Genomic DNA, 13,246 nt, shown 5'->3' with positions numbered 1-13,246 from the left:
CGGCCGCACCACCGCAGCGGACCTCGCCGCGGCGCCGGATCCGGCGCAAGGGCGGACGTCCGATCCCCACCGATCCGGGACCGTTGCCGCGGCAGTCGGCACCACGGACCGGCCGTACCCGACCACCGCAGGATCCACCCCCAGCACAGGAGACGCTCTCGTGACAGAACCTGTTCGTATCGACGTCCGGACGGCGAACCCGTACCCCGTGATCATCGGTCGCGGTCTGCTCACCGACCTGGTGGAGCAGCTCGCGGGCACGCGCACCGTCGCGATCTTCCATCAGCCTCCGCTCGCCGAGACCGCTGAGGCCGTCCGAGCAGCACTGGCGGACAACGGGATCGACGCACACCGCATCGAGATCCCCGATGCCGAGGACGGCAAGGAACTGGCCGTCGCCGGCTTCTGTTGGGAGGTGCTCGGCCGCATCGGTCTGACGCGGAGCGACGCCGTGGTCAGCCTGGGCGGCGGCGCGGCCACCGATCTCGCCGGCTTCGTCGCGGCCACCTGGATGCGCGGCGTCCGCATCGTGCACGTGCCCACCACGCTGCTCGCCATGGTCGACGCGGCCGTGGGAGGCAAGACCGGCATCAACACCGACGCCGGGAAGAACCTCGTCGGTGCCTTCCACGAGCCTGCCGCCGTCCTGGTGGACCTGGCGACCCTCGAGACGGTGCCGCACAACGAGATCGTGGCCGGGCTCGCCGAGGTGATCAAGACCGGATTCATCGCCGACCCGGTCATTCTCGACCTCATCGAGGCGGATCCCGCTGCCGCGCTGGACCCGACGGGCGAGGTGTTGCCCGAGCTGATCCGGCGCTCCATCGAGGTGAAGGCTCGGGTCGTCGCGGCCGATCTCCGGGAGTCCGATCTTCGCGAGATCCTGAACTACGGCCACACCCTGGGACACGCGATCGAGCGCCGCGAGAAGTACAAGTGGCGCCACGGCGCCGCGGTCTCCGTGGGTCTGGTGTTCGCCGCCGAGCTCGGACGTCTCGCGGGGCGACTGTCGGACGATGTCGCCGACCGGCACCGCAGCATCCTGCAGGCGGTGGGACTGCCCGTCAGTTACGACGCGGACGCGTTCGCCCATCTGCTGTCGGGCATGCAGACGGACAAGAAGAACCGCAACGGGCTGCTGCGCTTCGTCGTGCTGGACGGACTGGCCAAGCCGGGCCGCCTCGAGGGACCGGATCCGGCGCTCCTGGCCGCCGCGTACTCCGCAGTGGCGCGTGAGGAGCCGACGACGGGGTCGTCGATCTTCCTCTGACGACGGGGTCGGTCAGGAGGAGCGGTCGCCCTTCGCGAGGTTCGGGCGCGGATCGGAGTCCCGGACCGGCGCGAAGACCTCGGTGTCGGCGTCCGACTCGCCCCGTGCGGGTGCTCCGGAGGTGACGCGGTCGCGCTCGGTCGCGTCCTCCTTCTTGCCCGGCCGCAGGTCCTCCTGCTTGTCGTCGCCGCGTCCGGCCAGCCAGCGGCCCACCGTGACGGCGATGACCGTGGGGATGAAGACGAGCAGAATCGTGAACGCCGCGCCGGAGGTGACCTCGAAGAAGAGGGAGTTGCTGCTCACCGCGAGGTTCGCCACCGCCGAGAACACCCAGCAGACGAGCCCGGCGAGAACACCGGCCACGACCGACGCCTTCAGCCACAGCATCGTGAAGTCGGTCCGGCCCTCGCCGTGGTCACCGCGGCGGTGCGCGTTGATCCCGTCGATTCCGCCCCACACGACGGCCACGAGAACGACGGCGGCCAGCGTGATCATGCGCAACACGGACCCTTGCGCGGGCCAGGCGGAGACCGCCAGCGCGAGCAGCACTCGTGCCACCACATGAACCAGCGCCATCCCCACACCGCGAACCACCCACCCAGTCATGCTGCACACAGTAATCACCCCGGTCGGTCGCGTGTGCTTCTGCCCACATATCCGGGTGCGGTGTCGTCGGGCGGACCGGTGTCGCCGGCCGTCGGTGACGGCGGCGGTAGGTTCGAGAGATGCCGTCCTCCGACCGCGCCGCACGGCGCGACGCTCTCAGAGAACTCGTCCGCGACCGGGAGGCCGACGCGCTCCTGGTGACCGATCTGCTCAACGTCCGGTACCTCACGGGGTTCACCGGTTCCAATGCCGCGCTGCTGCTGAGTGCGCACGACTCCGCCTCCGACGAGTCCGGCACCGTGGTGTGCACCGACGGTCGGTACGTGACGCAGGTGGCCGAGCAGGTGCCCGACCTCGCGGCGGTGATCGACCGCGCGGGCCCTGTTCGCCTGCTGCAGGACGCCGGCGGTGCGCGAGGCGGGCAGACCGTCGGATTCGAATCGCACGTCGTGTCCGTCGACGAGCATCAGGCATGGTCCGACGCCGCGTCCTCGCTCTCGCTCCAGCGCATGCCGCGCCTGGTGGAGAAGCTGCGGATGATCAAGGACGAGAGCGAGATCGACGCGCTGCGACGCGCCTGCGGTGTCGCCGACGCCGCGCTGGCCGCGTTGATCGAGCGGGGCGGCATCAGCGCCGGCCGGACCGAGAAGCAGGTCGCGATCGATCTGGAGTTCCTCATGCTCGAGCTGGGAGCGCACGCCATCTCGTTCGAGACCATCGTGGCCGCGGGCGCACACTCGGCGGTGCCGCACCACCGCCCCACCGGTGCGGTGCTCGAGCAGGGTGACCTGGTGAAGCTGGACTTCGGCGCGGAGGTGGACGGGTACCACTCCGACATGACGCGTACCTACGTGTTGGGCACCCCCGCGGACTGGCAGCGCGAGCTGTACGCCCTCGTCGAACAGTCCCAGGCCGCCGGACGCGCCGCCGTCCTCCCCGGCGCCGACGTGCAGGCGGTGGACGGAGCGGCTCGCTCGGTCATCGTGGACGCGGGGCACGGGGACAAGTTCCTGCACGGACTCGGCCACGGCGTGGGACTCGAGATCCACGAAGCGCCGGGAATCGGTGCCACCGGCACCGGTACACTGCTCTGCGGTGCTGCGGTGACAGTCGAGCCCGGCGTGTACTTCTCCGGTCGCGGAGGCGTACGGATCGAGGACACGCTCATCGTTCGAGAGAACGAGCCGGAACTGCTGACGCTCACCAGCAAAGAGTTCACCGTTCTGTAGGCGAGGGCCTGCCGACCAGTGCTTGTCAGGCCCGGAGGCCGTGCGCGGCGTCCGGGTACCGAGAGACCGAGACGACAGTCGACGAGGAGACGCGAAGCAAGTGGCTTCCACCAGTGATTTCAAGAACGGACTCGTTCTCAACATCGAGAACCAGTTGTGGTCCATCATCGAGTTCCAGCACGTCAAGCCTGGTAAGGGACCGGCCTTCGTGCGCACCAAGCTCAAGAACGTCACGTCGGGCAAGGTCGTCGACAAGACCTTCAACGCGGGCGTCAAGGTCGAGACCGCGACGGTCGACCGACGCGATATGACGTACCTCTACCACGACGGTTCGGACTACGTCTTCATGGACGGCGACACCTTCGACCAGATCTCCGTCGCCGAGGCGACCATCGGCGAGGTCTCGCGCTTCCTGCTCGAGAACATGAAGGTCCAGGTGGCGATGCACGAGGGTCTGCCGCTGTACGTCGAGTTGCCGGTCACGGTCGAGCTGATCGTCCAGCACACCGATCCGGGTCTGCAGGGCGACCGCTCCACCGGTGGCACCAAGCCGGCGACCCTCGAGACGGGTGCCGAGATCAACGTGCCGCTCTTCATCAACACCGGCGACAAGCTCAAGGTGGACTCCCGCGACGGCAACTACCTCGGGCGCGTGAATTCCTGAGTGAGCGAGCCTTCCAAGAACCCTGCCGCACCGGGCAAGCCGGCGGCGAAGAAGCTCGGAGCACGGCACAAGGCGCGTAAGCGCGCCGTCGACTTCCTCTTCGAGGCCGAGGCTCGGGATCTCGATCCCGTGGTGCTCGCGACCGAGCGCGGCGAGCTGTCCGCTCACGAGGAGACGGTGGCGCCGGTCAACGCGTACACCACGACTCTCGTGACCGGAGTGGCCGAGAACCTCGACCGCGTCGACTCGGTCATCGGGGATCACCTGCACCAGTGGACTCTCGATCGTCTCCCCGCCGTCGACCGCGCGATCCTGCGCGTCGCGGTCTGGGAACTGCTCAACGCGGTCGACGTCCCGCCGGTGGTGGCCGTCGACGAGGCGGTCGAGCTGGCCAAGCAACTCTCCACCGACGACTCGCCGTCCTTCGTCAACGGGGTGCTGGGCCAGATCGTGCTCGTCGCACCCCAGGTGCGCGCCGCCGCGGCGGCGCGTCCGGCGGCGCAGAGCCGGCCCGTGACGGAGAACACCGCCGACGACGCCGTACCGCCCGCCTCGAGCTGAGTTCGAGCCCGGCGTGGTTGGTATAGTCACCGCGTCAGACATCCTTTAACGATCCGTCCAGTGAGGCGGAGAAGGAGGTCACCTGTTCTCGTGTCCTCAGACGAGCCCGGTACCCCCGGTCCAGCAGGCCAGTCCCGCGAGCTGTTGTCGTCGGCGGACGTCGGCCGCACCATCGCCCGGATGGCCCACCAGATCATCGAGAAGACCGCGTTCGGCTCGGCCGACGCCGCTCCGCTGGTTCTCGTGGGTATCCCCACTCGCGGTTCCACTCTCGCCACGCGCCTCGCGGACCGGATCGAGGAGTACTCCGGACTCCGCCCGCCGGTCGGCTCTCTCGACATCACGCTCTACCGCGACGATCTACGCAGCAAGCCCCATCGCGCGCTCGAGCGCACCTCGATGCCCGACACCGGTGTGGACGGCGCTCTCGTCGTGATCGTCGACGACGTGCTGTTCTCCGGCCGATCGGTGCGCGCCGCGCTCGACGCTCTCCGCGATCTCGGGCGTCCGCGGGCCGTGCAGCTCGCGGTGCTCATCGACCGCGGCCACCGCGAACTCCCACTCCGCGCGGACTACGTGGGCAAGAACGTGCCGACCGCGCGCACCGAGGACGTCTCGGTGCTGCTCGACGAGCACGACGGTCGAGACGGGGTGGAGCTCTCGTGAGTGCCCGGCACCTGCTGTCGACGATGGACCTGAGCCGCGACGACGCCACCGACATCCTGGACGAGGCGGAGCGCTTCGAGCAGGCGCTGCTCGGCCGCGACGTGCGCAAACTCCCCACCCTGCGTGGCAAGACGGTCATGACCGTCTTCTACGAGAACTCGACGCGCACCCGAGTGTCGTTCGAGGTCGCGGGCAAGTGGATGAGCGCGGACGTCATCAACGTCAGCGCGAGCAGCTCCTCCGCGTCGAAGGGTGAGTCGCTGCGCGACACCGCCCTCACGCTGCGAGCGGCCGGCGCGGACGCCCTGATCGTGCGGCACCCCGCGTCCGGTGCGGCGCACCGCATCGCCCAGTGGACGGCCCTGTCCGACGGCTCGGGTCCGGCCGTGATCAACGCCGGCGACGGCACGCACGAGCATCCCACCCAGGCGCTGCTCGACGCGCTGACGCTGCGCCAGCGTCTCGGCGGAATCGAGGGCCGCCGCATCGCCATCGTCGGTGACGTCCTGCACAGCCGCGTCGCCCGGTCCAACGCGTTCCTGCTGGCCACGCTCGGTGCCGAGGTGGTGGTCGTCGCGCCGCGCACGCTGCTGCCGGTCGGCATCGAGACGTGGCCTGTCACCGTGGCACCGTCGCTCGACTCCGAGCTGCCGGCGCTCGACGCCGTCATGATGCTGCGCGTCCAGGCCGAACGCATGAACGGTGGCTTCTTCCCGTCGGCGCGGGAGTACTCCATCGGATACGGGTTGTCGCAGAAGCGGTTCGATCTGCTCCCCGACCACGCGGTGGTGCTGCACCCCGGTCCGATGCTCCGCGGCATGGAGATCGGCTTCTCGGTCGCCGACGCACCCGAGACCGCCGTCCTGCAACAAGTCCAGAATGGAGTGCACGTGCGTATGGCAGTGCTGTTCCGCCTGCTCATCGGGTCCGAGCCGACACCGGGACTCGCGCGATGAGCGGGACCGTGGTGCTGCGCTCGGTGCGCCCCTACGGCGAGGGTGATCCCGTGGACGTGGTGGTGTCGGGCGGTGTCATCGACGCGATCGGCGCGGACGTCACCGTTCCCGAGGGTGCCGAGATCGTGGACGGCGCCGGTGGCGTTCTGTTGCCCGGCTTCGTCGATCTGCACACTCATGTCCGGGAGCCGGGCCGCGAGGACACCGAGACCATCGAGACGGGTTCCGCCGCAGCAGCTCTCGGCGGATACACCGCCGTCTTCGCGATGGCGAACACCTCTCCGGTCGCGGACTCCGTGGTGGTCACCGACCACGTGTGGCGTCGTGGCCAGGAGGTCGGGCTGGTCGACGTCCACCCCGTCGGCGCCGTCACCGTGGGCTTGCAGGGCAAGGCCCTGGCGGAGATGGCCACCATGAACGCGGGTGTCGGTGCGGTCCGGATGTTCTCGGACGACGGTCACTGCGTCGCCGACCCACTGCTGATGCGCCGTGCCCTCGAGTACGCGGCCGGCCTGGGAGTGCTCATCGCGCAGCACGCCGAGGAGCCGCGGCTCACCGAAGGTGCCGTCGCCCACGAGGGTCCGACCGCGGCGCGCTTGGGTCTCACCGGATGGCCGCGGTCCGCGGAGGAGTCCATCGTCGCCCGCGACGCGATCCTCGCGCGGGACGCGCGCAGCCGCGTCCACATCTGCCACGCCTCCACCGCCGGCACCGTGGAGCTCCTCGACTGGGCGAAGAAGCAGGGCATCGCCATCACGGCCGAGGTGACACCGCACCATCTGTTCCTGGACGACTCGCGTCTCGAGACCTACGACGCCGTGAACAAGGTGAACCCGCCGCTGCGGGAGGCCTCCGACGTCCAGGCACTCCGCGCGGCGTTGGCCTCGGGTGTCGTGGACTGCGTGGCCACCGATCACGCGCCGCACGCCGAGCAGGACAAGTGCTGCGAGTTCTCGCAGGCCCGGCCCGGCATGCTCGGTCTCGAGACCGCCCTGTCGGTGATCGTCACGACCATGGTGGAGACCGGTCTGCTCGACTGGCGCGGCGTCGCACGGGTCATGAGCGAGCGACCGGCGGAGATCGTCGGGCTCACCGACCAGGGTCGGCCCATCGCGGTCGGAGAGCCCGCCAACCTGACGATCGTCGATCCGGACGTCCGGTGGACCGTCGTCCCGAGGGATCTGGCCTCGCTGTCCGCCAACACCCCGTACGAGTCGCTCGAGCTGCCCGCGAAGGTCATCGCGACGGTGCTGCGCGGACGGATCACCAGCCGCGACGGAGTCGCGGCCGCGCCATCGGGAGGGATGAACTAGATGGACAGAGTGCTGTTGGTGGTCGGCTTCCTCGTGTTCTGGGTCGCCATGATCGGCCTGATCATCTGGGGCTGGAAGAACCGTCAGAAGCGTCAGGCCGACGCGATCGGAACCCTCCCGGCCGTGCCGGAGCAGCTCGGCGCCGTCGTCACCCCGGCCTGCACAGGTCTGTACGTGGGATCGACGTTGGCCCCGAGCTGGCAGAACCGGATCGCCGTGGGCGACATGGGCCATCGCGCCACCGGAACGCTGACGCGCTACGAGACGGGCATCCTGCTCGAGCGCACGGGGGAGTCCGACATCTGGATGCCCGCCGACTCGCTCCGCGCCGTGCGGACCGAGCGTGGCCTCGCCGGCAAGGTCATGACCAGGGACGGCCTGCTGGTCGTCCGCTGGGAACTGCCCACCGGCACCGAGATCGACACCGGCTTCCGAGCCGACGACAAGACGGTCTACCCGCAGTGGGTGGACGACACGAGCAGTGACGAGAAGGAGACCGCGTGAGCACCCAGGACGCCGCGGCACTGGTCCTCGAGGACGGGCGCATCTTCCGTGGCACCGCGTTCGGAGCCCGGGGTTCGACCCTGGGCGAGGCGGTGTTCTGCACCGGCATGACCGGCTACCAGGAGACGCTGACCGATCCGAGCTACCACCGCCAGATCGTGGTGGCCACGGCCCCTCAGATCGGCAACACCGGCTGGAACGGTGAGGACAACGAGTCCGTCGGACGCACCGGCGACGCCGACGACTCCCGTATGTGGGTCGCCGGGTTCGCCGTCCGCGACCCCAGCCGCCGCAGCTCGAGCTGGCGCTCGACCGGCACCCTGGGTGAGGAGATGGCGCGGCAGGACGTCGTCGGCATCGCCGAGATCGACACCCGCGCGCTGGTGCGGCACCTGCGCACCCGCGGGTCGATGAAGGCCGGCATCTTCTCCGGGGAGGCCCTCACCGACGTCGACGCGCTGATCGAGACCGTGCGCAGCCAGCCGAGCATGGTGGGTGCGGATCTGGCGGGCGAGGTGAGCACGACCGAGGGGTACACGGTCGACCCCGAGGGCGAGCCCCGGTACTCGGTCGTCGCGGTCGACCTCGGCATCAAGTCGAACACGCCGCGCATGTTCGCGCAGCGGGGAATCCGGGTCCACGTGGTCCCGGCGAACGCCGACATCGACCAGGTGCGGGCACTCGGCGCGGACGGCGTGTTCCTGTCCAACGGACCGGGCGACCCGGCCACCGCAGACTCGGTGGTGCGGCTGACCGAGCAGGTGCTCGGCGACGGCACCCCGCTGTTCGGCATCTGCTTCGGCAACCAGATCCTCGGCCGTGCACTCGGCCGCTCCACCTACAAGATGACCTTCGGTCACCGGGGCATGAACATCCCGGTGATCGAACACGGCACGGGCCGCATCTCCATCACGGCCCAGAACCACGGGTTCGCGCTCGAGGGCGAGGCCGGCGAGGAGTTCGACACCCCCTTCGGCCGGGCGATCGTCAGCCACACGTGCGCGAACGACGGCACCGTCGAAGGTGTCCGCCTGCTCGACGACTCGGCGTTCTCGGTGCAGTACCACCCCGAGGCCGCGGCCGGTCCGCACGACGCCGAGTACCTCTTCGACCGTTTCCTGCAGCTCCTCGACAAGAAAGCCGGCCAGTAATGCCACGGCGCACAGACCTCCAGCACATCCTGGTCATCGGATCCGGACCGATCGTCATCGGTCAGGCCTGCGAGTTCGACTACTCCGGAACGCAGGCCTGCCGTGTGCTCCGCGAGGAGGGCCTGCGGGTCAGCCTCGTGAACTCGAACCCGGCGACGATCATGACGGACCCCGAGTTCGCGGACTCCACCTACGTCGAACCCATCACGGCGGAGTTCGTCGAGAAGGTCATCGCGAAGGAGAAGGCCGAGGGTCATCCCATCGATGCGGTGCTCGCCACCCTCGGCGGCCAGACGGCGCTCAACTGCGCGGTGGCGCTGCACGAGCAGGGGATCCTCGAGAAGTACGACGTCGAGCTCATCGGAGCCGACTTCGAGGCGATCCAGCGTGGTGAGGATCGCCAGAAGTTCAAGGACATCGTCGCGAAGGTCGGCGGCGAGAGTGCCCGGTCGCGTGTCTGTTACACGATGGCCGAGGTGCACGACACCGTTGCCGAACTCGGCCTGCCCGTCGTCATCCGGCCCAGCTTCACCATGGGCGGGCTCGGCTCCGGCATGGCGTACACGACCGAGGATCTCGAGCGTCTCGCCGGCGGCGGACTGGCCGCGTCGCCGTCCGCCAACGTGCTCATCGAGGAGTCCATCTACGGGTGGAAGGAGTACGAGCTCGAGCTGATGCGCGACAACCGCGACAACGTGGTGATCGTGTGTTCGATCGAGAACGTCGACCCGATGGGTGTGCACACGGGCGACTCCATGACGGTCGCTCCGGCGATGACGCTCACCGACCGCGAGTACCAGAAGATGCGCGATCTGGGCATCGCCATCCTCCGCGAGGTCGGCGTCGACACGGGCGGATGCAACATCCAGTTCGCGATCGATCCGAAGGACGGTCGTCTGATCGTCATCGAGATGAACCCGCGCGTCTCGCGGTCGAGTGCACTCGCCTCGAAGGCGACGGGATTCCCGATCGCCAAGATCGCGGCGAAGCTCGCGGTGGGGTACAGCCTCGACGAGATCGTCAACGACATCACGGGCGAGACACCGGCCTGTTTCGAGCCGACGTTGGACTACGTCGTCGTCAAGGCGCCGCGCTTCGCGTTCGAGAAGTTCCCGGGGGCCGACGCCACCCTCACGACGACGATGAAGTCGGTCGGCGAGGCGATGAGCCTGGGCCGCAACTTCACCGAGGCGCTCGGCAAGGTGCTGCGGTCGCTCGAGACCAAGGCCACCGGATTCTGGACCACGTCGGACGAGGTGCTGGCGGGGGACCGGGCGCACGATCTGCAGGCGGTGCTCGCCGACCTGAAGGTTCCCACCGAGGGACGCATCTACGACGCCGAGTTGGCGCTGCGCCTCGGCGGCACCGTCGAGGAGGTCGCCGCCGCGTCCGGTATCGACCCGTGGTTCATCGACGAGATCGCCGGACTGGTGGAACTGCGGACCCGGCTGCTCGACGCTCCCGTCCTCGACGAGAACCTGCTGCGTCGGGCCAAGCACTCGGGCCTGTCCGATCGGCAGATCGCGGCACTGCGTCCCGAGCTCGCGGGCGAGGACGGGGTGCGCTCGCTGCGCCACCGGCTGGGAGTGCGGCCCGTCTTCAAGACCGTCGACACGTGCGCCGCGGAGTTCGAGGCGAAGACGCCGTACCACTACTCCACCTACGAGCTCGATCCCGGCGCGGAGACCGAGGTGGCCCCGCAGACCACGCTCGGCAAGGTGCTCATCCTGGGCTCCGGTCCCAACCGCATCGGCCAGGGCATCGAGTTCGACTACTCGTGCGTGCACGCGGCCACGACGCTCTCGGCCGCCGGCTACGAGACCGTGATGGTGAACTGCAACCCCGAGACCGTCTCCACCGACTACGACACGGCGGATCGTCTGTACTTCGAGCCGCTCACGTTCGAGGACGTGCTCGAGGTGTACCTGGCGGAGAAGGAGTCGGGCGAAGGTGGACCAGGTGTCGTCGGTGTCCTCTGCCAGCTCGGTGGGCAGACGCCGCTCGGTCTCGCGCAGCGACTGCAGGACGCCGGTGTGCCGATCGTCGGCACGTCGCCCGAGGCGATCGACCTGGCGGAGGACCGCAAGGAGTTCGGTGAGGTGCTCGTCGCCGCCGGTCTGCCCGCGCCGAAGTTCGGCACGGCCACCACGTTCGACGGCGCGAAGCGCATCGCGAGCGAGATCGGCTACCCCGTGCTCGTGCGTCCGTCGTACGTGCTGGGCGGACGCGGTATGGAGATCGTCTACGACGAGGCGTCGCTGGACGACTACATCTCCCGCGCCACCGAGCTCACGCCGGAGCATCCCGTGCTGGTGGACCGGTTCCTCGAGGACGCGATCGAGATCGACGTCGACGCCCTGTGCGACGGCACCGAGGTCTACCTCGGCGGCGTCATGGAGCACATCGAGGAGGCGGGCATCCACTCCGGCGACTCCGCGTGCGCGCTGCCCCCGATCACGCTCGGCCGCACCGACATCGACGCGGTCCGCCGATCGACGGAGGCGCTCGCGTTCGGGATCGGGGTCCGCGGGCTGCTCAACGTGCAGTACGCCCTCAAGGACGACGTGCTCTACGTGCTCGAGGCCAACCCTCGTGCGAGCCGCACGGTGCCCTTCGTCTCCAAGGCCACGGCGGTGCCGCTCGCGAAGGCCGCGGCCCGGATCGCTCTGGGTGCGACCATCGCGGAGTTGCGGGCGGACGGCGTGTTGCCGCCCACCGGTGACGGCGGGCACGCTGCCTTCGATGCACCGGTCGCGGTCAAGGAGGCCGTGCTGCCCTTCAACCGGTTCCGCAAGGCGGACGGCAGTGGCGTCGACACCCTCCTGAGCCCCGAGATGAAGTCGACCGGCGAGGTCATGGGAATCGACGCGGACTTCGGGACCGCGTTCGCGAAGAGCCAGACCGCCGCGTACGGCTCGCTGCCGACGACGGGGTCGATCTTCGTGTCCATCGCGAACCGCGACAAGCGGTCGATGGTGTTCCCGGTCAAGCGGCTCGCCGATCTGGGCTTCCGCATCCTCGCGACCGAGGGAACGGCGGAGATGCTGCGCCGCAACGGCATCAGCAGCGACGTGGTGCGCAAGCACTCCGACGTGCTCGAGGACGGCGAGCGGACCATCGTGGACCTGATCCGCGAGGGGGAGGTCGACATGGTGTTCAACACACCGTTCGGCAACTCCGGCCCGCGGGTCGACGGGTACGAGATCCGCAGCGCCGCGGTGGCGCGCAACATCCCGTGCATCACCACTGTGCAGGGTGCCGCGGCCGCGGTGCAGGGGATCGAGGCGAGCATCCGCGGCGACATCGGGGTGCAGTCGCTCCAGGATCTGCACAGCTCGCTGACGACGTACCTGCGAGCGGGCACCGGGCCGACGGCCACGACCGACCCGGTCACCCCTCGGTGACCGGTAGTCCGGAGGCCGGGGTGTGGCGCAGGAAGCTGACCGCGGCCGTCCGGTCGCGAGGACGCCTGTGTGTCGGCATCGATCCGCACTCCGCGATCCTCGCGTCGTGGGGCCTCGACGACACCGTGGCGGGCCTCGACCGCTTCGCGCGGCTCTGCGTCGAGGCGTTCGCGTCGGACATCGGGGTGGTCAAGCCGCAGGTGGCGTTCTTCGAGCGCTTCGGGTCCGGTGGACTCGCCGTGCTCGAGCGGACCATCGCCGATCTGCGTGCGGCGGGCGTGCTCGTCGTCGCGGACGCGAAGCGTGGGGACATCGGGTCCACGTCGGAGGCGTACGCCCGGGCGTGGCTGGACCCGTCCTCACCACTCGCCTCGGACGCCGTGACGGTCTCGCCCTACCTCGGGGTGGGTGCGCTGACGCCGTTCGTCGAGCAGGCGACTGAGCACGGTTGCGGCCTGTTCGTGCTCGCACGCACGTCGAATCCCGAGGGCGCGGCGCTGCAACAGGCGGTCACCGCCACCGGTGCGAGCGTCGCGCAGGCCGTGGTCGACGAGGCCGCGGCGGTCAACACGCGGGCGAACGACGACGTCATGGGTCTCGTGGTGGGTGCGACACGCGGACACGGGCTCGATCTGCGGACGTTCTCGGGGCCGATCCTCGCGCCCGGACTCGGCGCCCAGGGTGCCACCGCGCAGGACCTGCCCTCCCTGTTCCAGGGTTCGTCAGAGTTGTTGCTGCCCAACTCTTCCCGCGACGTCCTGCGACACGGTCCGGACGTGGCCGCTCTACGGGGAGCGGCGATCGTCGCTCGCGACACCGTCGAGCACGCCCTCGCATAGACCACCATTGCGGCGACACGGCGGCGGGGGGCAAGTTCGCAATCGGCGCCCTGCCCGGGTACGGTCGCTATCGCCGCTGGTCA

12 protein-coding genes are annotated in these 13,246 nt (G+C 69.4%); 11 read left to right on the top strand and 1 reads right to left on the bottom strand.

The window, feature by feature from the left end:
* Positions 1 to 160 precede the first annotated feature (160 nt).
* Positions 161 to 1,270, top strand: coding sequence for a 3-dehydroquinate synthase (gene aroB, locus HQ308_RS01280; protein ID WP_027505251.1), 1,110 nt, complete (start codon positions 161 to 163; stop codon positions 1,268 to 1,270).
* A gap of 12 nt (positions 1,271 to 1,282) precedes the next feature.
* Here aroB and HQ308_RS01275 read toward each other — a convergent pair whose 3' ends face one another.
* Positions 1,283 to 1,876, bottom strand: a complete 594-nt coding sequence (locus tag HQ308_RS01275) for a B-4DMT family transporter (RefSeq protein WP_027505252.1) — start codon at positions 1,874 to 1,876, stop codon at positions 1,283 to 1,285.
* A gap of 119 nt (positions 1,877 to 1,995) precedes the next feature.
* On the opposite strand from HQ308_RS01275, the gene HQ308_RS01270 reads away from it, so the two are divergent.
* From HQ308_RS01270 to pyrF, 10 genes are all read left to right on the top strand, one after another.
* On the top strand, positions 1,996 to 3,105 hold the full coding sequence (locus tag HQ308_RS01270) for a Xaa-Pro peptidase family protein (protein WP_027505253.1): 1,110 nt from the start codon (positions 1,996 to 1,998) through the stop codon (positions 3,103 to 3,105).
* A 100-nt stretch (positions 3,106 to 3,205) separates the two neighbouring features.
* Entirely contained in the window at positions 3,206 to 3,769 is a 564-nt protein-coding gene (gene efp / locus HQ308_RS01265; protein ID WP_027505254.1) for an elongation factor P, read from the top strand.
* On the top strand, positions 3,770 to 4,330 hold the full coding sequence (gene nusB, locus HQ308_RS01260; protein ID WP_051613217.1) for a transcription antitermination factor NusB: 561 nt from the start codon (positions 3,770 to 3,772) through the stop codon (positions 4,328 to 4,330).
* Between the two features lie 90 nt (positions 4,331 to 4,420).
* Positions 4,421 to 4,996: a bifunctional pyr operon transcriptional regulator/uracil phosphoribosyltransferase PyrR gene (gene pyrR / locus HQ308_RS01255; RefSeq protein WP_056444721.1), complete on the top strand. Its 576-nt coding sequence runs from the start codon at positions 4,421 to 4,423 to the stop codon at positions 4,994 to 4,996.
* Positions 4,993 to 5,952 (top strand): aspartate carbamoyltransferase catalytic subunit, encoded by a 960-nt coding sequence (locus HQ308_RS01250; protein ID WP_308115639.1) that lies wholly within the window; start codon positions 4,993 to 4,995, stop codon positions 5,950 to 5,952. The genes pyrR and HQ308_RS01250 overlap by 4 nt, the downstream gene beginning before the upstream one ends.
* Complete coding sequence (locus HQ308_RS01245; RefSeq protein ID WP_222645251.1) at positions 5,949 to 7,265, top strand: dihydroorotase; 1,317 nt, start codon at positions 5,949 to 5,951, stop codon at positions 7,263 to 7,265. The genes HQ308_RS01250 and HQ308_RS01245 overlap by 4 nt, the downstream gene beginning before the upstream one ends.
* Complete coding sequence (locus HQ308_RS01240; protein ID WP_027505258.1) at positions 7,266 to 7,769, top strand: hypothetical protein; 504 nt, start codon at positions 7,266 to 7,268, stop codon at positions 7,767 to 7,769.
* Complete coding sequence (gene carA, locus HQ308_RS01235) at positions 7,766 to 8,920, top strand: glutamine-hydrolyzing carbamoyl-phosphate synthase small subunit (protein WP_027505259.1); 1,155 nt, start codon at positions 7,766 to 7,768, stop codon at positions 8,918 to 8,920. Before HQ308_RS01240 ends, carA begins: the two co-directional genes overlap by 4 nt.
* On the top strand, positions 8,920 to 12,324 hold the full coding sequence (gene carB, locus HQ308_RS01230; protein ID WP_051613218.1) for a carbamoyl-phosphate synthase large subunit: 3,405 nt from the start codon (positions 8,920 to 8,922) through the stop codon (positions 12,322 to 12,324). The genes carA and carB overlap by 1 nt, the downstream gene beginning before the upstream one ends.
* On the top strand, positions 12,321 to 13,163 hold the full coding sequence (gene pyrF, locus HQ308_RS01225; protein ID WP_308115638.1) for an orotidine-5'-phosphate decarboxylase: 843 nt from the start codon (positions 12,321 to 12,323) through the stop codon (positions 13,161 to 13,163). The genes carB and pyrF overlap by 4 nt, the downstream gene beginning before the upstream one ends.
* The last annotated feature ends 83 nt before the right edge of the window (positions 13,164 to 13,246 follow it).

Origin of the sequence: Rhodococcus sp. BP-241 (assembly GCF_019836145.1) — a bacterium.
Taxonomy (GTDB): domain Bacteria; phylum Actinomycetota; class Actinomycetes; order Mycobacteriales; family Mycobacteriaceae; genus Rhodococcoides.
This window is presented reverse-complemented; position numbering and strand designations above follow the sequence as displayed.